This is a genomic window from Streptomyces sp. CNT360 (assembly GCF_000424785.1).
Map to the genome: position 1 here is coordinate 671,543 of NZ_AUKO01000001.1, position 20,754 is coordinate 692,296.

Here is a 20,754-nt window from a genome sequence, read left to right on the forward strand (position 1 = left end):
GCAGCGGGCAGCGGGCAGCGGGCAGCGGGCAGCGGCAATGTACTGGAGCAGCGGACGTGCGTGCTCGTCGCTATGGCAGGCTGCGAGCAACGGCCGGTGGCTTGGCGAGAGTTTCCACCGTCGAAGCACCGACGCGGTTCAGCGGCAGGTAGCGGGAGAGCACGCGCAGCCCGACAGGACCTGGAGCAGAAGCGCGGGTGAGGGCGGGTAACGGCGGGCAGGGCGTCGGCGGGACCGGCGCCCTCGTCCGTGTCCCGGCCGATGTGGTGCGCCGCCTCACGCCGACACCGTTGCCGTACGGACACCGCACGGCAGACACCAGCAAGGCCGGTACCACCAGGACAGACCGACACCAGAAGGAGACACCAACCACCATGCCCACCGTTCGCGGCACCGACATCGACCTGCGTACCCAGGACGGCACCGCCGACGCCTACCTCGTCCGCCCCGACGACGACGCCCCGCACCCGCCGGTGCTCCTCTACATGGACGCGTTCGGCATCCGTCCTGCCCTCAAGTCGCTCGCCGACCGGCTGGCCTCCGCCGGGTACACGGTGCTGGTCCCCAACGTCTTCTACCGCAACGGCCGCACCCCTCTCCTGGACCTGCCCGAGTTCATCGACGTGTCCGCCCGGCCCGACATCTTCGAGAGCCTGCACGAGCCCTTCCAGGAGCTCACCGTCGAGCGGGCGATGCAGGACGCCGACGCCTACCTCGGCTTCCTGGCCGACCACCCGCACGCGACCACCGGCCCCGCGGGCGTGACGGGCTACTGCCTGGGCGGCGTCCTGGCCGTCCGCACGGCAGGCGCCCACCCCGAACGCGTCGCGGCAGCCGCCTGTTTCCACGGCTCGCACCTGGCCTCCGAGGCGCCCGACAGCCCGCACCTGCTCGCGGACCGCATCACCGCGGAGCTCTACTTCGGCCACGCCGACCAGGATCCAGGGCTGCCCCCCGAGCAGGTCGCACGCCTGGAAGAGGCCCTCACCTCCGCGGGCGTCCGCCACAAGTCCGAGGTCTACGAGGGCGCCCAGCACGGTTTCACCCAGTCAGACACCGCCGCCTACGACGCCACCGCGGAGGAGCGGCACTGGGAGGCACTCCTGAACCTTCTGCGACGCAACCTCTGACGCCCCACCTCGGCGGGGGCCTTTTCGCCTCCCGCCGACCGGCGCTCCTTCCCGCACTGCTGCACTGCGCGGCTGGGATGCGCCGGGGCCCCCGACGGCTCGGGCCATGCCTCGGGCCTCAGCGCCCGGGGCGGGCCGCGTCGTGCGCGGGCACCGCCAGGTCTTGACGGTGCCGCGCCGCACCCGGTCCTCACCGGGAAGGCTCGCGGCGCAGAGGCAGAGGGTCGGCCCGTCGGACCCCGGGCGGACGTTGCCGCTGGTCCGGTGGTGGGGGTCCGAGCCCGTCGGCGGGGAACCGCGAAGGTGCGGAGGTTCTACCGCGGGGCGTCGGCGGCCGGGGAGTTGAGGTCCTTGTGGACCACGCGGGCGACGTTCTCGATGTTGTCGACGCCCTCGTCCATCGTCTTGTTGTCCTGCGAGAGCACGGAGATCGTGTAGTCGTGGCCGGCACCCGTGAACGCTCCGAGGCTGTGTACGCGCCAACCGTTCGAGTCCCGTTCCAGCCAGCCGTTCTTCACATGCACCTCGGCGTCGTCCGGCGCGCCTGCCGGGGTGCCCCAGCGCTGGGAGGGGATGACGTCGCCGGTGAGCTTGAGGATGTAGGCACGGGAGTCGTCGCTGAGTACCGGGTTCGCATGCGTCACCAGTTGCAGGAGCTTTTCCTCGTCGTTGGCGTTGATCTGGGTGAGTCCCCAGGCCAGGTCGGGGTCGAGTGTGGTGTTGGCCATGCCCGCGGCCTGGAGGAAACCGTTGATCTTGTCCGGTCCGAGCTGCTTCCACAGCGTGGTGGTGGCGTCGTTGTCGGACTTCGTGATCATGGCGGTGGCGAGCTTCTTCTCCTCCCCCGTCAGGGCGCGGCCGTCCTTTTGCGCGTCCCAGAGCAGCGTGGAGAGGACAGTCACCTTCACCGCGCTGGCGGAGTCGTACTTGTGGTCCGCGTCCACGGTGCAGGTGGTGTTCGTGGTGCGGTCGTGGAGGCTGACCGACGTCGTGTTGGCGGAGCCGTCCAGCGCCGAGTTGATGTCCTCGGTCAGCTGGTCGGCGAGTTCCGGGCTGTCCGAGGTGCAGACCGCGGCCTGCGGGGTGGCCGCGTCGGCCGATCCCACGGAGGCGATCGTCGGTATGAGAACCCCCGCGGCAAGCACTGCCTTGGATGCCAGGGCGTTGCGGGAGGTCTTGGTTGTGCGTCGGTGCCGGCCCATGGTGCGCTGTCCGTTCTCGCTGGTGCGTTCGGTCACACGGGCGCCGTCGCTCGGCTGCGAAGGCTCCGCGTTCTTGCCCCCATGCTCCTGCCCCGTATGGCGAATCCATGGCCGGGGAGGCTCAAATGTGTCGAGTGACACGGAATCCTTTCCAGTTGCACACAGTGTTCAGGCAGTCAAAGAAGGTATGTCGGACTACTGGGACCGACTGACTGGAGAGAATCCTGTTGCTGGTCAGGGGACCATTTCCGCGGTGCACCTCGCGGGTGCTCGCGAGAGCTTGACGGGGGGCGTCTCGGAGGCCCTGCGGGCCGCGAAGGGATGTACGCGCAGGACACCGCGGACCGGCTGCTGCTCCGGCAGGCGCAGCTGGGCACGGGCCGGGTGGGCGCCGCGTTCGGCGCGGCGGCGGCGACTCCGGGGTGATGCTCCTCACCTTCCCGTCCGGGGACCTGAAGCCGGTGTTCATGGCGGTTCTGCACAGCCGGGCGGAGGCGAGCCGGGCGGAGGCGGTGGTCGACCGCGCTGCCGACGGCGGGGGCCGTGCGGGCGCCCAGCGGGCGTATGGCCCACAACCTCCCGCACGAGCCACTGCGGGGCTGATCCCGGCGGTGAGGCGCCTGCCGCACGGCGAACCGTTCCACCGGCGGCACGGCCACACACCGGCCCGGAACCGCTCACGCAGAACCCGGGCGCCGTTGCGTTCGGTGAGCCGACGGCAGCCGTTGGGAGGCCCGCACTCCGGTCCGCACTCCGACGGGTGCCTACCCGTGAAATGTATTTCACTGTGGTGTGGTTGACCGCACTATGGATCAGTACATCGAGGTCGACGGTTCCCCTGCCACCACAACCAGTCTCGGCCCGGCTCTCAGCGGGTACGGGCACTTCACCTACATGCAGGTGCGCGCACGCGCGGTCCGCGGCCTGGACCTGCATCTGGACCGGCTGACAGGGGCGACCAGGCAGCTTTTCGGGGCGGAGCTGGACATCGAGCGGACCCGTGCGTACATCCGTCACGCACTCGAAGGAGCGGACCGCGAGGATGCCTCGGTGCGGGTGCAGATCTTCCCCGGCGACCCGGGAGTCCTGATGACCGGGACCGCGCTGGAGCCCCGCGTCATGGTGATGGTCCGGCCCCCGGCGGAGCCTGCCACCGGCCCGCAACGGCTGCGGTCGGTCGAGTACGAGCGGCTTCTGCCGCACCTCAAGCACCTCGACACGATGGGCCTCATCCAGCAGAGTCGCCGGGCACGACATGAGGGCTTCGATGACGCGCTGCTCACCGACCGGGCGGGACACGTCACCGAAGCAGCTCTCGCCAACCTTGTACTCGTCGAGGACAGGGGCTTCGTCTGGCCCGACTCTCCGGCTCTCCCCGGTGTCATGCGTGGTCTGCTGCGACGAGGCATGGCGCGTCTCGACGTGCCGGTACGGGACCGCACCATCCAGCTCGGAGAGCTTTCCCGGTACAGCGCGGCGTTCCTCACGAATTCCATCAGCCCGGCCCAGCCGGTGGCCTCGGTCGACAGTGTCCTCTTCTCCGTCGACGCATCAGCTCGCTCCCTCCTGCACAAGTGCTACGAGACGAACGCCTGGGACCGGCTTTAGGCCTTGCCCGAGATGTCGACCAAGGTCGTGGAGCGACCTTCGCAACCCGCTGCCGGCCGACCCGCTCGGCTCGAACGACCTCGCCTGGCGAGAGTGAGCGAGCATCATCGGTACGACCGCGGCCGGTGGGGTGCAGGTGGCGGCGGGTCGGCCTCGGCCGAGAGGCGCGGGCAGGCGAACCGCACTGCCCTCAGTGGCTCCATGCGATGTGGTGGCCCGGGGCCAGGAGCGGAGGCGATGCGTCGTCGGGCGGTGCAGGGAAGTCGGCCACGGCAAGGTCGATCTGCTCCTCGCAGGAGCTCCGTGCACACTCGCAGGAGAAGGAGAGCACGACATCCGATGTGTCTCCGAGCGCTTGCGCCCACGCTCGGGTGAAGAAGGTCTCGTACTGGTCGACGAGGGCGCGGTTCGCGTGCCGCAGCAGTCGGCGCCGCTCCATCTGACATGTCGCCACAGGACCACCGGCAAGCCTGCCGGCGAAATGGTATTCGACCTTCGCGACGACTGTCTCCAGGCTGCACGAGCCGTCGACCACCACCGTCTCGCCGCCGAACTGCTTCACCTCCGCCGTGATCTCGTCCCGCAGCTTTTCGTGCAACTCGCGTACGCCGGGGAGCAGATCGCGTTCCTCCAGCCGAGCAAGCTGCAACTCCGGAGTCGGAATCAACCACAGGGCTCGGCCGCTGCCGACGGCCTTGGGCGTGATCGGTGTGCCCTCGGCAATCGTCAGGGGTGCAGTCGGCAGTGCGAGAAGATCGTCCCGGACCATAGGACCGCGCTCGTGGTGCAAAGACATGGCGAGCCGTTCCTCCATGGGAGCCGACCAGCGGTCGGGGACCGGCATCTCCTCGTACCGGATCGCGGCCGGATGACCTGCGGCGATCGCTCGGTCACGGTGCACCCAGGTGCGGGCATCGGCGTTGTACCAGCGCAGCCCGTGGCGCCGGGCGAGCAGCCGGGCGACGGTGGTCTTCCCCACACCCGGCGGGCCGCCCAGCCACATCACGGATCCGAGGTCATCCATCTGCCGCCACTCCCTGATCCACCAGGCGAAACGGACGGTCTGCTCGCTGCCGGATCGCCGGCGGGGTCGCTATGTCGTGCGGAGACCAGCGCCAGCCGGAGGCATGCAGTGCCTCGGCCCGGTTGATGACGATCTCCTGGCGGAGCCTCTTCTCTTCGATGTCGTGGTAGGCCTCGGTGACGGTGTGCTGACCAGGGTGCTTGCGGTAGATCTCGCCCGGTTCGGCCTGCATCCACCCGCGGCTGACCGCTTCGCAGAACAGGACGAGGCCGGCGTCCTCGAAGGCCGGGATCGCCGGCCAGCCGCCCACGAAACGCACAAGGTCGGTATGGGCGGTCAGCGTGGTGCCCATGACCGGCAGCATGCCGCGCCTGGCGCCGTCCAGGAGCGCCCGCTCTGGCAGCGGCCCGGGGTCGGGGTCGTTCGGACCAGGCTCCAGGCGGCCGTCAGGGTGCAGATCCAGGCACGGGGCAGCCGTCCAGCCGTAGGACGGATCGGTCATCAGGACCTCGATGTCGCGCGCGAGGGTTTCCTGATCGGGCAGCAGGTCATCGGCGTCGATGCAACGGAGCAGGATGCCGGTGGCGCGTGCCAGTCCCAGCGTGCGGGCTTGGGCGGCTCCGCCCCAGCGGCCGGCGCCCTTCGAGATCCACGGGGCGTCCGGGACAGCGCCCAGAGGTTTGCCCGTCCGTCCGTCCTCCTGCACTATCCACTCCAACTGCCAGCCGTCGAAGAGCTTTTGGTCGGAGAGGCACTCGTGGAGTTCGTGCAGGTAGGAGTACCCGCTCTCGTGTACGGGCGTCAGAACGGTGATCGTCGGCATCAGGAGTCGCTCCACTTCGGTAGTTCGGTGACGTGGACGAGGACTGAGCAGTCAGCGGGCAGCGGGATGTCGGTGCCCGCACCCCGCATGCGCGGGCATGGTCCCGGAACGGTCGCTCTGTGCCGGCGGTGCGAGCGACGAGGACGACGAAGTCGGGGAGCAGAGGCTGCCTCCCGTGCCCGCTCCTTCTGCGCTGCGCCTCGTCCGGCTGTTTCCGCCGGCCGCGGTCAGCTCCGGAAGCGGGCCGTCTCTCCGTGGATCCGGATCAGAAAGTCCGTGAGGGGAATGCCGCCTCCGTCGGGAACGAGGACGAGCCCCTCAGCCTGGGTCGCCTCATCGGCTGCCGAGGCGACTCTTCATCACCGCGCTCCCGTGCGTCCCGCGACGTGGCGAAGAGAGAGCGGAGGTCGTCCCAGGCGGGAGCGGGCTCGAAGCGGCATTCCGACCAGAACATGTCGGAATCTTCGAGGGGCAACGTCCCTACGAGGCGATCTTCCTGTCTGAGCTGCCAGCTCTTCTCTGCCATGCCATTCCCTTCCTCGACGCGGAGGGCACCCTAACTGTGCCGGGAGCCGCATCGGGGCGGCGGGCACGGTCCAGACGCTGGACGGTTGCGGCGCCCGCCTCTCGCACAAGCTGTGCGTCGACAGGGCAGTGCCATTTCCAGCACGACCCGCAGCCCAGCGGGGCCCCGCATGCCGGCCGCCGGCCCCGGGTCGGCGAATCCAGCGCCGACCGCCTGTACGTGCAGTCGGCGATGTCCCCGTCCCTGCTGAAGCATGGCCGCCCCGGACGGTGCGCTTTCCGGCCACCGATCGGCTCGCTGCTGGAGGTGGACCTCGAAGACGGGAACCGTCCGCGTCCAGGGCCGCGACGCAGGAGTGCGGCCCGCCGGGAATGAACTGGGAGGCCGTCTTCGCGCGGCCACAGATGTGGCAGAGCAGCCGGTCCGGCGAGCACGGCGCGTCCGACCGCAACCACGGTGAGACGTGCACGGCCGGCGCTGATGGAGGCAGCCCGTCGCGGTGGGGACGGTCTCGAACCCTTCGCCTCGGTGTACTGCTACTGGCTCGGCCTCATCAAACAGGCCGGGGCGCGGTTCCGCGCTGTCTTCGGTGAGGCAGCGGCGCGCCCTCGGCCATGGCTTCCGGCTGCTCGGAAGCCGATGAGCAGGCTGGGAGTTGTCCCGTAACTGCTGGTCGCAGTGTGCCGATGACGCCGACCGGCGTCAGCCGAACCGGAGGCCGACGTTCTTGCCGAGCCGAAGTCGCAGGACGACCACCAACTGGCGGGCATCGTCGACGTGCCACTGGAGGAGCGGGTCGATGCACGGGACGGCGCTCGACGAAGCGCTCCGAGGGAACGGCGGCTGCTCGTCCCCGTTCACCTCGACACGGGTTCTGGCAGTGGTCAGGCTTTGCGCACGAGGTGGTCCCTCGCGCACTCGCGGAAGTCGGCGACGAGTGGGTTCGCATCACCGCAGCGCGCTGCGACCACTACCCGGCAGGGCTCGATTCCCTCGACGGGGACGGTGGTGAGGTCGTCCCGGAGCGAGCAGCGCGGGTCGTCGGCCGGGGCGAGGGCGACTGCCTGGCCGTCGGCGACGACTTCGAGTTTGTCCTCGAAGGTGTCGACGAGCAGGGGGCCTGTTGGTGCCGGAGCGCCGCCCGGACGAGGATCGAGCCGCCAGAAACCCGTCCACTGCGCGGCCATGCCGGCACAGGCCACGAGAGGTTCGTCGGCGAAGTCGTCCGGCGTGACCACCTCCTTGCCGGCCAGGCGGTGGAGCGCGGGCACGAGCAGAACCCGGGGCTCGTCGTAGAGGGCGGTCACCTCCAGGCCATCGGCCGGGATCGGCAGGGGGGTGCGGACGACGAGCGCGTCGACACGGCGGTCGGGCAGGGCGCGGGCCTCGTCCCAGTCCAGGTGCCGGGTGCGCACGTGCGCTTCCGGGTGAAGACGGCGCAGGCGACGTACCGCGGGAGTGATGACGAGGTCTTCCACATACCCGATGGTGATCGCACGCGGCGGTGCGGCGGCGCGTGCGGTGAGCACCGACCGGTCGGCCGCGCGCAGAAGCGTCTGCGCCTGCGGGAGGAAGGCCGCGCCGGCCGCCGAGAGGCGGCTGCCCTGGGTGGTGCGCTCCAGCAGACGCACACCGAGGCTGTCCTCCAGCCGCTGTATCTGGCGACTGAGGGAGGGCTGAGCGACGAGCAGTTCCTCGGCCGCCCGGGCGAAGTTCAGGTGCTCCGCGACAACCGTGAAGTACCGGACCAGTCTCAGGTCCAGGTCGGGGCTGGACCGGGAGGCCGCGGAGTGCTGATCTTCGGCGGACATACCAGCAGCCTACTCGTTATGCAGATCCTGCATGTCGGGGTGCGAAACGGGCCTTGGACGGCTGCTTCGGACAGCTGTTGACTCGATGGTGTCCTGCCGGATCGACCCCGCGGACGAATCCCGACCCTCGCTTCTTACAGCATCCCCATGGATGGAGTGTGTCCGAAATGAGCAAGTACGACGGCAAGCGTGTAGTGATCACCGGGGGCAGCAGCGGCTTCGGCCTGGTCACCGCCCAACTGCTCGTGGACGAGGGAGCACGGGTCCTGATCACCGGCCGCGGCCAGGACGCCCTGGAAACCGCCCGTCGGCAACTGGGCCCCCAGGCGATCGCGGTCCGCAGCGACGCCTCGTCGCTGCCCGACATCGACGCGCTGGCCGACCGGGTGAAGACCGAGTTCGGCACGGCAGACGCCCTGTTCGCCAACGCGGGCGTCAACGGCTTCGCGCCTTTCGAGGAAACCAGCGAGGAGCTCTTCGACCAACTTTTCGCCGTCAACGCCAAGGGCCCCTACTTCACGGTGCAAAAGCTCGCGCCGCTTCTGGCGGAAGGCAGCGGCGTCGTGCTCACCACCTCCGTGGCGAACGTCCTGGGGCTGCCGGTGCTCAGCGCGTACGCCGCCGGGAAGGCGGCCGTGCGCTCGATGACCCGCAGCCTGGCCCGGGAACTGCTCCCGCGCAGGATCCGCGTCAATGCGGTCAGCCCCGGCCCGATCGACTCCGGGATTTTGGAGAAGTCCATGCCCGAGGAAGCGGCCGAGCAGAGCAAGGCGCAGATGGCCGCCGACAACCCCATGCTGCGTATGGGAAACCCGGCCGAGGTCGCCAGGGCGGTTGTCTTCCTCGCCTTCGACGCCACCTTCACCACCGGCGCCGAACTCGCCGTCGACGGCGGCGGCTCCCAGATCTGACGCTCGGCTTCCGATGGTCCGGCCCGGCACTCTGCGCCTCCCGGTGATCGACGGGCTGCTGGGAGGCGGCCGTCGGCCGTCCGCGACCACTCGACCGGTGCCCACGGGCACGTTCGGCTGTGCGTGGCCCTGCTGCCGGCCGCGGTGGCGGGCATCCCGCTCGCCACGCGGGCGGTCAGCGCGCGGATCAATGCAGGTGCGCGCGACCGCCCGCAAGCGCCGCTGGGCCGGCCACAGGGCTGTGAAGGCCGAGGCCGAGGACGCGTCGAAGGCCCGGCGGTTGCCCGGGCTACCGGGAGCCCGCCACAGGGTGCGGCTTGTAGAAGGACTCCTCCAGGTAGGCGGTCTCGTGCGGCCGGTAGGGCTCCTCCAGGTAGGCGGCCTCGTCCTCGTCGAGTGCGATGTCCACCGCGGCGACCGCGTCGGCCAACTGGGCCGGCTTGGTGACCCCGACGACGGGCGAGGACACCACCGGATTGCGCATGACCCAGGCCAGGGCGACCTGGGCCGGGGACAGCCCCCGTTGGCCCGCGATCTCGTGGACGCGCTCGGCCACTGCCTGGTCCTCGTCGCGGTAGAGGATCCTGCCGCCCTCGTCGGTCTCGGCACGGGCCGTGGCGGTGTCCCGGGCCCGCGTCAGCCTGCCCCGCGCCAGCGGGCTCCACGGGATCACGCCGATGCCCTGGTCGGCGCAGAGCGGAAGCATTTCCCGCTCTGCCTCTCGGTGGATGAGGTTGTAGTGGTCCTGCATGGAAACGAAGCGGGTCCAGCCGTTCAGGTCGGCCAGGTACAGGGCCTTGGCGAACTGCCAGGCGTACATGGAAGAGGCTCCGATGTAGCGGACCTTCCCGGACTTGACCGCGTCGTGCAGCGCCTCAAGGGTTTCCTCGATCGGGGTGCCGTAGTCCCAGCGGTGGATCTGGTACAGGTCGATGTAGTCGGTGCCCAGCCGCTTCAAGGAGGCGTCGAGCTCGGCGAAGATCGCCTTGCGGGACAGCCCGGCGCCGTTCGGGCCGGGGCGCATCCGCATCCAGACCTTGGTGGCGAGGACGACCTCCTCGCGCCGGGTGAAGTCCTTGACCGCCTGTCCGACGATCTCCTCGCTGCTTCCGGCGCTGTACCCGTTGGCCGTGTCGAGGAAGTTGACGCCGCTCTCAAGGGCCTGCTTGATGATGTCCCGGCTGGCGTCCGCGCCCAGGGACCAGGGCTCGCCGCCCCGGTCCGGCTCGCCGAAGCTCATGCAGCCGAGGGTGATGGCGGAGACTTCCAGTCCGCTCGTTCCGAGTTTGATGTATCGCACGCTTCCGAACCTAGAAGTTGGAGTGCGCTCCAACGCAAATACGACTCGGTCCGGAATGCGGAGGCGTGAAGCATGTGCGCCCAGCCAGGTTTCGACCGCTTCGGCCAGACGTTTCCAAGAACTCAGTCGGCGGGTAACAAGCCGTCATTTCTCGGCCGGAGCGCGTGGGTCGCTGCTCGGCTCGGCGACGGCGCCCTTGCCCGCGGGATCTCCAAGACGTTGCCCTGCATGGAGGTGTCTGCGTCGAAGAGTTGGGTAGGTCGATCGTTCTGTCTCTGAGTACAAGCAGAAGCAGTGGGGTCGGTAGCCACTACCGCCCTGGAACGACGAGTACGAGTGGTGAGCAATCAGCATGACTGAACCCCCTGCCCCGGCCGGCAAGTACATCTTCGGGCCCGAAGTCGCGGAAAAGCACACAGAACGGCAGGCAAACGGCTGCGTCTCCGTCGTGTGGGGCGTTTGTGCTCTGGTCGTCAGCGCGTACACCGCATGGAAGCTGTCGGAGCACTACCAGCTGTCGGCTGTACTCCGCGCCGTGTTGGTAGCGGCGACGGCACTCGTCGTCGGCGGGGGCGCCGCGCTGATCTCCGGCCTGGTGGCACGGCGCGGAACAGAGGACAAGCGGGTCGCACAGCTCCGCGCGGAGTGCGGAATCGAGGAGAGCGCCAGCGATCCGCAGGGGGACGCCGAGCGATGAGCAACCGTGCAGGACTGCGCTGCCCGGGGCCAGTCTGCGCGTTCGATGATCAACGGCTGTCGAAGTTTCCGATGTCGATGACGAGATCTCGTTCTACGAGACGTTTGCCGCAAGGCTGGCCGAAGCGCGCAGTTCCTTGTGGATCCGGTAGTCCCGGGCAACAAGATCGCTGATGGCGCGTTTGAGAACTGTGGTCCTGCCAGTACCCGGCGGCCCCCACACCAGCCACAGCCCCTCGCCCATGCATGCACGACAGGAGTGATCCTGGGCAGGCGAGAGCGTGCCGGGCGGCAGTCCAAGGGCAGCAAGCCGCCGCGTGCCCGCCTCGCCTCGGGCCATGAGATGGGCCAGTGGGGCATCGGCGAGCGAGGCCATGCCTTCCCGCAGCGCCTTGACGAGGAATCCGGTGGGCTGCGGCTTCTTCCACAGACAGGGATCCGCCGGGTCTGCGAGCTCCGGAACACGCACGTGAAGCGCGGTGCCGTCCCTGTACACGTCGAGCACGGAGTGACCTGCGTCGATGTCACCCTCATCAGGTTCGGCCAGTCGCACACTGTCCCCCTGGGGCTGGTCCGTCCCGGTTTCGGACCCGCGCACGTCGACTACGTACTGCCCAGGTTTCCGGCCCCGCACCGCTCGCCCCAGGGGCGCCACCTGGCTCGTGAGCAGCTACGCCCTCGTGTGCCACCCGGGCGTCCAGCGCCGAGGCGACTTCTTCCTGCCAGCCCACGTTCCCCCGCGAAAACCGTGCTGCCCGGACCAGTCCGGACTTCGCGTTCACCACTGGCAATTCCGCCAGAGTACGGCGTCCAAATCCCGTCCTTGCGGGTCTCGGCCGGAAGGCAGCACCGGGGTCAGAGGCATTCAGATCCCCACCAGCCGCACCCGGTCACCGCAGAGCTTGGCCATGTCGTCGATGTCGGAAGTCAGCATGACCACGGGGCGGTGCTGTCGCAGCGCGGCCTCGGCGACAGCCGCATCGATCGCGTACCTGTGCCCGTGCAACCCGGCATGCATCAGCAACTTCGAGGCAGTCCTGGCCTCCTCGTCACCGACCGGGACAACCTGCAGCCCCGAAAGCACCCAGTTCAGGCGGGACTTGTTCGTACGGGCGTGGACGGCTTCGATGATGGTGAGCGCACTGATCACGACCTCCATGCCACGCGAGCGTGCCTCAGCGATCAGAGCCACCACCTGCTCGTCGTCGGCGAGCAGCTTCGAGAGTCCCTCACTGTCAAGGACCAGCGTCCCCTCGTGACTCAGCCTGCGGCGGGCCACTCGGCCTCCTCGGCGAACACCTCGTCGAAGACCTGCCGCGCCCGCTGACGGGCCGGCTCGGAGACCGGCCCCTTGCGGCTCTCGTAGTCCGCCAGGTACTCATCAAGGACCTGGCCGCGCAGCTCACGCTCGACCGCCTCGGTGATGAATGCGGAGAACTCCCGCTTCCCCACCCGAGCCCGAATCGCCTCCGCGGTCCCCTCGGGAAGCGACAGACTCACCCGCGTCGCCGGTCCTTCCCCGATGCCGTACGTCGTCTCATCCATAGCTCGAGTGTGTCAAACGAGTAGGAAAAGCGCCACGGCCCGCATCCGCGCGCAGCCCCGGAGCCTCGAAGCAGGTGTGCAGATGGAACCCGTCCCGCTCGCCCCTCGCATCGGGTAGCTCAGCGTCCGAATTCGGCACGGGCGCTCTCACCCATCCCAGCACCATCCCAGCCGGGGAAAAACCAAGGGCCCGACCCCGAAGAGTCGGGCCCTTCCTGACCTGCACGTGCACCGGATCAGTGACATGGGGACAGGTCAGCGGTCACACGTTGAACCGGAACTCCACCACGTCCCCGTCCTGCATCACATAGTCCTTGCCCTCCATGCGGGCCTTGCCTGCTGCGCGGGCTTCGGTTACGGAGCCGGTCTGCAACAGGTCTTCGTAGGAGATGATCTCGGCCTTGATGAAGCCCTTCTGGAAGTCGGTGTGGATGACACCGGCGGCCTCGGGGGCGGTGGCGCCCTTGGGGATGGTCCAGGCGCGGGCTTCCTTGGGGCCGGCCGTCAGGTAGGTCTGGAGGCCGAGGGTGCGGAAGCCGACGTGGGCGAGGGTGGCGAGGCCGGGCTCCTCCTGGCCGACGGTCTGGAGGAGTTCGAGGGCCTCCGACTCGTCCAGCTCGGCGAGGTCCGCCTCCAGCTTGGCGTTGAGGAAGACCGCCTCCGCGGGGGCGATCAGTTCGCGCTGCTCCTGCTTGAAGGTCTCGTCGGTCAGCTCGTCCTCGTCGACGTTGAAGACGTACAGGAACGGCTTGGTCGTCAGCAGGTGCAGCTCGTGCAGCGGCTCGGCGCGCTCGGTGCCCTGGGCGATGCCCGCGGAGAAGAGGGTGCGGCCCTCCTCCAGGATGTCCTTGGCCTCCTGGACGGCCTTGACCTGGGGCTGCTTGTCCTTCTTGACCCGCGCCTCCTTCTCCAGGCGGGGCAGGACCTTCTCGATGGTCTGCAGGTCGGCGAGGATCAGTTCGGTGTTGATCGTCTCGATGTCGTTCTTGGGCGAGATCTCGCCGTCGACGTGGACGACGTTCTCGTCCTTGAACGCCCGGATGACCTGGCAGATGGCGTCGGACTCACGGATGTTCGCCAGGAACTTGTTGCCCAGGCCCTCGCCCTCGCTGGCGCCGCGCACGATGCCCGCGATGTCGACGAAGTCGACGGTGGCCGGCAGCACCCGCTGCGACTGGAAGAGCTCGGCGAGCTTGTCCAGGCGGGGGTCGGGGACGCCCACGACACCGACGTTCGGCTCGATGGTGGCGAACGGGTAGTTGGCCGCCAGCACCTCGTTCTTGGTCAGGGCGTTGAACAGGGTCGACTTGCCGACATTCGGCAGGCCGACGATTCCGATCGTGAGCGACACGTGGCGACTACTTCCCGTGGCCCCTGGCGGGGTTCTCCATAGCGGTCTTCGGCGGACTGGCGGCCCTGGATGGCCGACCACCCAGTCTACGGAAGCCGCCGTGGGCTCCCTGCTCCACATCAGGGCCCCGGCTCGCCCCAAAGGCGGCGCCTGCCGAGGGACCACGCGGCCGGTCGGGGGCCGGTGGCGTGCCGGTCCGGTGGCGGTGGCGGATATCGCGTGTCCATGACCGCCTGGCCGGGCACGTACGACCTACCGTGGCCCGGTGGAGCAACGCAGCGCGCAGCCGACCCAGCACCCCTCCGAGCCGTACGCCCCGCACGAGGCCTACGGGCCCTACGAGTCATCTGAAGGCTACGAGTCGTACGAGGCCTACGAGCCGTACGGGGGCTACGGGCCGCCCGCGGCGCAAGGGGGCTCCCAGACGACCGAGCCGTACCAGGGTCACGAGCCACGCGGGTCCTATGTGCCCTCCCGTGGCGCGGTCCACGGCCACCGCGGCGACGGGGCCCACCACGGGCAGCAGCGGACCGTGGAGGGCGACGGCCGGATGCGGGCAGACGCCCGGCTGATGGAGTACACCCGGCTGCGGGGTGACGCCGGTGAGACCGCGGAGAGGGCCGCGAGCGCGCACCCCGCGGGCGACCGCGCGGTCCGCCCGCGGCGCAGCCCGCGTCTGCCGCGTCCGGCGGCACCGGCCGCCGCCTCCGCCGCCGTGGCCCCGCACGCGCCCGCGGAGGCGGGCCGGGGCGGGGCGGCCCGTCCCGGGGGGCACCGTCCGGCGGACGCACCGGAGGGGGCGCGCGGCGGTGCGCCGGGCCGGTCGCGCGGCAGGCTGCCCGCGCCCCGGCTGACCGGGCTGGGCGTCGGGGTGTTCGCGTCACTGCTGATGGTGGGCTTCGGAGCGGCCTTCGGAGCGCTCGCGGCTCTGCTGCCGGGCGGGGCTCCCGCGTTCTACGGCGGCGCGTACGTGCTCGTCTGTGTCGCCGCAGGGCTGTGGGTGCGGCCTGCGGAGCTGTTCGCGGCGCCGGTCGCGACTCCGCTCGCCTACGCCGTGGGGCTCTTCTTCCTGGGCGGGTCGGGACACGGGTTCACCGGGCTGCTCCAGGACGCGTTCACGGGCCTGGCCCTGCACGCCGCATGGCTGTACGTGGGGACGCTGATCACCGGGCTCCTCGTCCTCGTACGGAGGGTCGGGCTGGCCCTGGAGCGCCGCAGGCGGCGGCGTTCCAGGGCGTCGGAGGCCCACTGACTTCCCTGCATCCCAGGGAAGCAGGGAAGAGGGACGCCCGGACGGTACAGCTCGCCCCGGTCCCGGTGGGACCGGGGCGCGGTGTCAGGCCTGCTGCTTCTCGGACGCCTCGGCGCGCAGGTCGCGCCGCAGCTCCTTGGGCAGCGAGAACTGCATGTGTTCGTCGACCGGCTTGACGATCTCGACCTCGTCCCAGCCGTGCTGCGCCAGCCACTCCAGAACGCCGTCGACCAGCACCTCGGGGACGGAGGCGCCGGAGGAGACGCCGATGGTCTCCACGCCCTCCAGCCAGGCCTCGTCGATCTCCTCGGCGCTGTCCACCAGATGGCCGTCCTCGGCGCCGTGCGTGAGCGCCGTCTCGACCAGGCGGACGGAGTTGGAGGAGTTCTTCGAGCCGACGACCAGCACCAGGTCGGCCTCGGCGGCGACCTGCTTGATGGCGGTCTGGCGGTTCTGCGTGGCGTAGCAGATGTCGTCGCTGGGGGGCGAGAGCAGGTTCGGGTAGCGGCCCTTGAGGGCGTCGACCGTCTCCATCGTCTCGTCCACCGAAAGGGTGGTCTGGGAGAGCCAGACGACCTTCTCCGGGTCGCGGACGTCGACGTTCTGCACGTCCTCGGGACCGTCGACCAGCGTGATGTGGTCGGGGGCCTCTCCGCTGGTGCCGACGACCTCCTCGTGGCCCTCGTGACCGATCAGGAGGATGTCGTAGTCCTCCTTGGCGTAACGCACGGCCTCCTTGTGCACCTTGGTGACCAGCGGGCAGGTGGCGTCGATGGTGGCCAGCTTCCCGCGGGCGGCCTCCTCGTGGACGGTGGGGGCCACGCCGTGCGCGGAGAAGATGACGATTTCGCCCTCGGGCACCTCTTCCGTCTCCTCGACGAAGACCGCACCCTTTTTCTCCAGCGTCTGGACGACGTATTTGTTGTGCACGATCTCGTGCCGCACGTAGATGGGAGCGCCGTACTGCTCCAGCGCCTTCTCGACGGCGATCACCGCGCGGTCGACCCCCGCGCAGTAGCCGCGGGGCGCGGCGAGCAGGACGCGGCGGCGGCTCCCGGCGGCGGCCTCGGCTGTGGTGGCTTCCGATGTGTCGGCGGGCCGGCGGTCGGGCGTTCCAGTCATGGCTCCATCGTAAGGGCGGGCCATGACGGTGGGCGGGGTGTGCGCGGAGTCACTCCGGGGGCGCGGCCAGGGCGTGCTCTGCTGCCGTGAGCGGCGTTCTGCGGCAAGCTGGGCCCATGCCTTCAGCTCGCACACGTACCGCGGGAATCCTGGGGGACCGCCCGGGCGGTCCCCTGCGGCGCAGTCTGTCCCTTCGCGACCTGATCGTCTACGGGCTGCTGTTCATCGCCCCGATGGCCCCGGTGGGTATCTACGGCGCCCTCGACGCCCGCAGCCACGGCGTGGTCCCTCTGGTGTACGTGGTCGCCACGGTGGCCATGTCGTTCACGGCCTATTCCTATGCCCGGATGATCCGCACGGCGCCGCAGGCCGGCTCGGTGTACGCGTTCGCGCGCGTGGGACTGGGTCACGGCGCAGGCTTCGTGTCCGGCTGGATGATGATGCTGGACTACCTGCTCATTCCGGCCGTCGCCTACCTCTTCGCGGGCATCGCCATGACGCAGCTCGTCCCCGAGGTGGACCAGTGGGTCTGGACGGCGATCGCGGTGGTGGTCACCACGGCGCTCAACCTCTCGGGGGTCCGCCGTGCCGCACTGGTGGGGTTCCTGGTACTGGCCATGGAGATCCTGGTGCTGTTCGTCTTCGTCGCGGCCGCGGTGGTCGTACTGGTCCAGGACGGGCCCGAGCGCGGCTGGCTCTCCCCGCTGACCGGCGACCGGGCCTTCTCGCTGACAGCGCTGCTGGGCGCGGTCTCGGTCGCCGTGCTCTCCTTCCTCGGGTTCGACGCCATCGCGAACTTCGCGGAGGAGGCGGTGGGCAGCCGCGGGAACAGCGCCCCGATGGTCGCCCGGGCGCTGGTGTGGTGCCTGCTGATCACGGGGGTGCTGTTCATCGCCCAGACGTACCTCGCCGCGCTCATCTCCCAGGACTCCTCGCGGCAACTCGCCGAGGACCCGGCGGCGCAGGGGTCGGCCTTCTACGACGCGGCCAGAACGGCGGTCGGAGGGTGGCTGGAGACGACCGTCGCGGCGAGCAAGGCGCTGGGCGCGGCGTTCGCCGCACTGGCCGGGCAGGCCGCCGCCTCCAGGCTGCTGTACGCGATGGCCAGGGACCGGCAGTTGCCGAAGGTCCTCGACCGGGTCGGTTCGCGCACCGGGGTGCCGGCGCGTGCGCTGCTGGTGAGCGCGGTGCTGACGCTGTGCGCCGCGGTGTGGGCGGCGCGCGCTGCGGACGGTCTGGACCGGCTGGTTTCCATCGTGGACATCGGCGCCCTGTTCGCCTTCGGCATGCTGCACCTGTCGGTGATGGGCTACTACGGGCTGGGACGCCGCGTGGGAGCCGCGGCCGACCGGTCCCCCGAGGCGGAGCCCGCCCCCCGGAAGGTGGCGGACTGGGTGCTGCCGCTGGTGGGGCTCGCCATCGTCGTCGCCGTCATCGTCACCGCGAACCGCGAGGCCCACTGGGTCGGGCTCGGCTGGCTGATCCTCGGCCTGGTGGTGCTGACCGCGCTCCGCGTACGGGACCGCCGCGAGTCGCGGGCGGACTGACCCGGGCGGGCCCGGCAACGGACCGGGTCCGGCCGGATCCGGCAGTGGGCCGAGTCGGGTCGGTACCGGCAGCGGACCGAGCCGCACCGGAACGGACGCGGCGGCGGGTTGATCCGCTCCGAGTCCGTCTCGGCCGACCACCGACTGCCCGCTGTGGCTGCCGGCTGACCAGAGCGGAAGATGCTGCGGAGTGTCCCCGGGACCGGGAGCGCCCCGGGACACTCCGCAGCACGCCGCCCACTCCGCAGACAGCCGCCACACCCCGCGGCAGGGGGTGCGGGCGGGCGGGGTCGGGTTGTCGGTGGGAGGGCCTAGCCTTTTCGTCATGCCTCTCACGACGTCCGCCGAGTCCCCGATCCCCGTCAGCGAGGTCTCCCGGCTGATCCGCGGCTGGATCGACCGGCTCGGTGCCGTCTGGGTCGAGGGCCAGATCATCCAGCTCTCGCCCAGACCGGGCGCCGGGATGGTCTTTCTGACGCTGCGTGACCCCTCCCGCGAGGTCTCCCTCAGCGTCACCTGTTTCCGGCAGGTCTACGAGCAGGTCAAGGACGTCATCAGCGAGGGCACCCGTGTGGTCGTCCACGCCAAACCGGAGTGGTACGAGAAGGCCGGGCGGCTTTCGCTGCGCGCCGCCGAGATCCGCCCGGTGGGCGTCGGCGAGCTGCTGGCCCGGCTGGAGCGGCTGCGTAAGGCCCTGGCCGCCGAGGGGCTGTTCGCGGCCGAGCGCAAGAAGCGGCTGCCGTTTTTGCCGCAGCGCATAGGGCTGATCACCGGCCGGGCATCCGACGCCGAGCGGGATGTCCTGCACACCGCGCGGGAGCGCTGGCCGGCCGTGCGCTTCGAGGTGCGCAACACGGCCGTGCAGGGGCCTTACGCCGTGCCGCAGATCGTCGAGGCGCTGCACGAGCTGGACGCCCGCAGGGATGTGGACGTCATCATCGTCACGCGGGGCGGCGGCGGGATGGAGGATCTGCTGCCGTTCTCCGACGAGCACCTGGTCCGCGCCGTGGCGGCAGCCCGTACGCCGGTGGTCTCGGCGATCGGCCACGAGGCGGATGCGCCGCTGCTCGACCTGGTGGCCGACCTGCGGTCGCGGACGCCGACGCACGCGGCCAAGGACACCGTGCCGGACGTCGGCGAGGAGCACGAGCGGGTGCGGGCGCTGCGCGAGCGCGCCTGGCGGGTGATCAACGGCAGGCTGGAGCGGGAGGAGCGCGGCCTGGCGGACGTGATGAGCCGCCCGGCGATGGCCGACCCGTACGCGTTGGTGGAGGAGCGCGAGGACGGGGTGGCGGTGCTGCTCGACCGCTCCCGCCGCTGTCTGGACCACCGGCTGGCCCGCGCCGAGGACGAGCTGGCGCACACCCGCGCCCGGGTCGTCGCGCTCTCCCCCGCGGCGACGCTGAACCGCGGCTATGCGGTGCTCCAGCGCGCGGACGGCGCCGTCGTGCGGGACGCAGCCGAGGTGACCGAGGGTGAGCAGTTGCGGGCCCGGGTCGCGGGCGGGGAGTTCGGCGTCGCTGTCGGAGAGCACGCATAGGCTGGCCGTATGACGACGGAAGCGGAAGGTCCCGCGGCTGCCGGGGCGGCGGAGGGCGGAGCGTCCCCGAAGGGCGGGGGCACCTCTCAGGCGGAGCTGGCCACGGCGGACGCGCTCAGCTACGAGCAGGCCCGTGCGGAGCTGGTCGAGGTGGTGCAGCGCCTGGAGTCGGGCGGTTCCACGCTGGAGGAGTCGCTGGCTCTGTGGGAGCGCGGCGAGGAGCTCGCGGGCATCTGCCGCGCCTGGCTGGAGGGCGCGCGGGCACGGCTGGACGCGGTTCTGGAGGAAGAAGAGGGCGAGGACGCGGAAGAGGACGAGGACCCCGCGGAGGAAGCGGGCCAGGCCGGACGGTAGCGCGGCAGGCAGCCTGTACGGGGAGGTGGCCGGTACGGGGGGGGGGCGGCCCGTGGCTCGTACGGGGCAGGCGCCCGGTGGCGAGCGGGCGCCCGGTCGGGGCGGCCCCGACCAGGCATTATTCAAGGTTGAACAAGTGGTGGTTACACTTACCTGTGCACCCCCGAACGTCGCACGCAAAGGCAAGGCACCATCCTCATGGCACTGGCTCTCGATCCCGCCGCCCAGGACCTCCTCTTCCGTGAAGCCCGCACCGCCAACACCTTCACGGACGAGCCGGTCACCGAGGAACAGACCCGGGCGATCCACGACCTGGTGAAGTACGGTCCGACGGCGTTCAACCAGTCGCCGCTCCGCGTGACCCTGCTGCGCTCCTCCGAGAGCCGCGAGCGCCTGCTGGCGCACATGGCCGAGGGCAACGTGCCCAAGACCCGCAAGGCGCCGCTGACGGCGGTCCTCTCCTACGACATCGACTTCCACGAGAAGCTGCCGGAGCTCTTCCCGCACGCGCCGCACATCAAGGACGCGGTCTTCTCCGAGGAAGCGTCCCGCGAGGCCGCCGGTGCCCTCAACGCCACGCTCCAGGCCGGGTACTTCATCCTGGGCGTGCGGGCCGCCGGGCTCGCCGCCGGACCGATGACCGGCTTCGATCCCGAGGGCGTCAACAAGGAGTTCTTCGGTGACGGCCGCCAGCGGGTCCTGATGGTCGTCAACATCGGCAGGCCCGGTCCCGACGCGTTCCGCCCGCGCTCGCCGCGCCCGGCCTACGAGGACGTGGTCACCGTCCTGTGAGGCGCTGACCCGTCATCCGACAGACCGCCCCCCGCGCGTACTCCCCCCTCTCGCGCGGGGGGCTTCTCCTGTGCGCCACAGGACGCATGGGCACCCCGGCGATCGAGGGGCGTTCCGGCGACCGGTGCGGCCCCGCGTTCCGCAGAACCGGTGCCGCCCCGCGGAGCCCTATGACGTGAGTGCTCGTGCCGGGCCTCGGCAGCTCCCACTCGGCCTCGGC

The 20,754-nt window shown here is 70.3% G+C and carries 20 protein-coding genes; 9 read left to right on the forward strand and 11 right to left on the reverse strand.

The window, feature by feature from the left end; translation table 11 throughout:
* Positions 1-374 precede the first annotated feature (374 nt).
* A complete protein-coding gene (locus tag H297_RS0102885) occupies positions 375-1,130 on the forward strand; it encodes a dienelactone hydrolase family protein (RefSeq protein ID WP_027735825.1) in 756 nt (251 codons plus the stop codon).
* A gap of 314 nt (positions 1,131-1,444) precedes the next feature.
* Here H297_RS0102885 and H297_RS0102890 read toward each other — a convergent pair whose 3' ends face one another.
* The gene (locus H297_RS0102890; RefSeq protein WP_486589400.1) at positions 1,445-2,236 is read right to left on the reverse strand and encodes a serine hydrolase; all 792 of its coding nucleotides are present in this window, start codon (positions 2,234-2,236) and stop codon (positions 1,445-1,447) included.
* Between the two features lie 903 nt (positions 2,237-3,139).
* Between H297_RS0102890 and H297_RS0102900 the strand changes: the two genes are divergently transcribed.
* Positions 3,140-3,940, forward strand: coding sequence for an aminotransferase class IV (locus H297_RS0102900; protein ID WP_037792527.1), 801 nt, complete (start codon positions 3,140-3,142; stop codon positions 3,938-3,940).
* A gap of 190 nt (positions 3,941-4,130) precedes the next feature.
* On the opposite strand, the gene H297_RS0102905 is transcribed toward H297_RS0102900, so the two are convergent.
* The 4 genes from H297_RS0102905 to H297_RS0102925 all read right to left on the reverse strand — a co-directional run bounded on the left by H297_RS0102905 (position 4,131) and on the right by H297_RS0102925 (position 8,124).
* The gene (locus tag H297_RS0102905) at positions 4,131-4,964 is read right to left on the reverse strand and encodes an AAA family ATPase (protein WP_027735828.1); all 834 of its coding nucleotides are present in this window, start codon (positions 4,962-4,964) and stop codon (positions 4,131-4,133) included.
* A complete protein-coding gene (locus H297_RS34135; RefSeq protein WP_486589380.1) occupies positions 4,957-5,787 on the reverse strand; it encodes a GltA in 831 nt (276 codons plus the stop codon). The genes H297_RS0102905 and H297_RS34135 overlap by 8 nt, the downstream gene beginning before the upstream one ends.
* Before the next feature lie 1,228 nt (positions 5,788-7,015).
* Complete coding sequence (locus H297_RS43130) at positions 7,016-7,174, reverse strand: hypothetical protein (RefSeq protein ID WP_158693629.1); 159 nt, start codon at positions 7,172-7,174, stop codon at positions 7,016-7,018.
* A 23-nt stretch (positions 7,175-7,197) separates the two neighbouring features.
* On the reverse strand, positions 7,198-8,124 hold the full coding sequence (locus H297_RS0102925) for a LysR family transcriptional regulator (RefSeq protein WP_027735829.1): 927 nt from the start codon (positions 8,122-8,124) through the stop codon (positions 7,198-7,200).
* A gap of 167 nt (positions 8,125-8,291) precedes the next feature.
* On the opposite strand from H297_RS0102925, the gene H297_RS0102930 reads away from it, so the two are divergent.
* Positions 8,292-9,035, forward strand: coding sequence for an SDR family oxidoreductase (locus tag H297_RS0102930; protein WP_027735830.1), 744 nt, complete (start codon positions 8,292-8,294; stop codon positions 9,033-9,035).
* A gap of 289 nt (positions 9,036-9,324) precedes the next feature.
* Here H297_RS0102930 and H297_RS0102935 read toward each other — a convergent pair whose 3' ends face one another.
* Positions 9,325-10,335, reverse strand: a complete 1,011-nt coding sequence (locus H297_RS0102935; protein ID WP_027735831.1) for an aldo/keto reductase — start codon at positions 10,333-10,335, stop codon at positions 9,325-9,327.
* Positions 10,336-10,687: 352 nt separating this feature from the next.
* Between H297_RS0102935 and H297_RS0102940 the strand changes: the two genes are divergently transcribed.
* Positions 10,688-11,032 carry a hypothetical protein gene (locus tag H297_RS0102940; RefSeq protein ID WP_027735832.1) on the forward strand — a complete coding sequence of 115 codons (345 nt, stop codon included), beginning with the start codon at positions 10,688-10,690 and terminating at the stop codon, positions 11,030-11,032.
* A 93-nt stretch (positions 11,033-11,125) separates the two neighbouring features.
* Here the strand turns inward: H297_RS0102940 and H297_RS0102945 are convergent, their stop codons facing one another.
* The 4 genes from H297_RS0102945 to ychF form a co-directional block, all read right to left on the reverse strand.
* Complete coding sequence (locus tag H297_RS0102945; protein WP_158693630.1) at positions 11,126-11,584, reverse strand: DEAD/DEAH box helicase family protein; 459 nt, start codon at positions 11,582-11,584, stop codon at positions 11,126-11,128.
* A 312-nt stretch (positions 11,585-11,896) separates the two neighbouring features.
* Positions 11,897-12,310, reverse strand: coding sequence for a PIN domain-containing protein (locus H297_RS0102950; RefSeq protein WP_027735834.1), 414 nt, complete (start codon positions 12,308-12,310; stop codon positions 11,897-11,899).
* Positions 12,292-12,576: a hypothetical protein gene (locus H297_RS0102955; RefSeq protein WP_027735835.1), complete on the reverse strand. Its 285-nt coding sequence runs from the start codon at positions 12,574-12,576 to the stop codon at positions 12,292-12,294. The genes H297_RS0102950 and H297_RS0102955 overlap by 19 nt, the downstream gene beginning before the upstream one ends.
* Before the next feature lie 262 nt (positions 12,577-12,838).
* A complete protein-coding gene (gene ychF / locus H297_RS0102960; RefSeq protein WP_027735836.1) occupies positions 12,839-13,927 on the reverse strand; it encodes a redox-regulated ATPase YchF in 1,089 nt (362 codons plus the stop codon).
* A gap of 265 nt (positions 13,928-14,192) precedes the next feature.
* On the opposite strand from ychF, the gene H297_RS40110 reads away from it, so the two are divergent.
* A complete protein-coding gene (locus H297_RS40110) occupies positions 14,193-15,179 on the forward strand; it encodes a DUF6542 domain-containing protein (protein ID WP_051351433.1) in 987 nt (328 codons plus the stop codon).
* 84 nt (positions 15,180-15,263) lie between these two features.
* On the opposite strand, the gene H297_RS0102970 is transcribed toward H297_RS40110, so the two are convergent.
* Positions 15,264-16,301, reverse strand: a complete 1,038-nt coding sequence (locus tag H297_RS0102970; RefSeq protein ID WP_027735837.1) for a 4-hydroxy-3-methylbut-2-enyl diphosphate reductase — start codon at positions 16,299-16,301, stop codon at positions 15,264-15,266.
* A 116-nt stretch (positions 16,302-16,417) separates the two neighbouring features.
* Here H297_RS0102970 and H297_RS0102975 point away from each other — a divergent pair, with 116 nt between their 5' ends.
* The 4 genes from H297_RS0102975 to H297_RS0102990 all read left to right on the forward strand — a co-directional run bounded on the left by H297_RS0102975 (position 16,418) and on the right by H297_RS0102990 (position 20,534).
* The gene (locus H297_RS0102975; RefSeq protein WP_051351434.1) at positions 16,418-17,848 is read left to right on the forward strand and encodes an APC family permease; all 1,431 of its coding nucleotides are present in this window, start codon (positions 16,418-16,420) and stop codon (positions 17,846-17,848) included.
* A gap of 325 nt (positions 17,849-18,173) precedes the next feature.
* The gene (gene xseA / locus H297_RS0102980; protein ID WP_027735839.1) at positions 18,174-19,388 is read left to right on the forward strand and encodes an exodeoxyribonuclease VII large subunit; all 1,215 of its coding nucleotides are present in this window, start codon (positions 18,174-18,176) and stop codon (positions 19,386-19,388) included.
* A 9-nt stretch (positions 19,389-19,397) separates the two neighbouring features.
* On the forward strand, positions 19,398-19,742 hold the full coding sequence (locus H297_RS34150) for an exodeoxyribonuclease VII small subunit (RefSeq protein WP_027735840.1): 345 nt from the start codon (positions 19,398-19,400) through the stop codon (positions 19,740-19,742).
* Between the two features lie 198 nt (positions 19,743-19,940).
* Positions 19,941-20,534 (forward strand): malonic semialdehyde reductase, encoded by a 594-nt coding sequence (locus H297_RS0102990; RefSeq protein ID WP_027735841.1) that lies wholly within the window; start codon positions 19,941-19,943, stop codon positions 20,532-20,534.
* Positions 20,535-20,754: the final 220 nt, after the last annotated feature.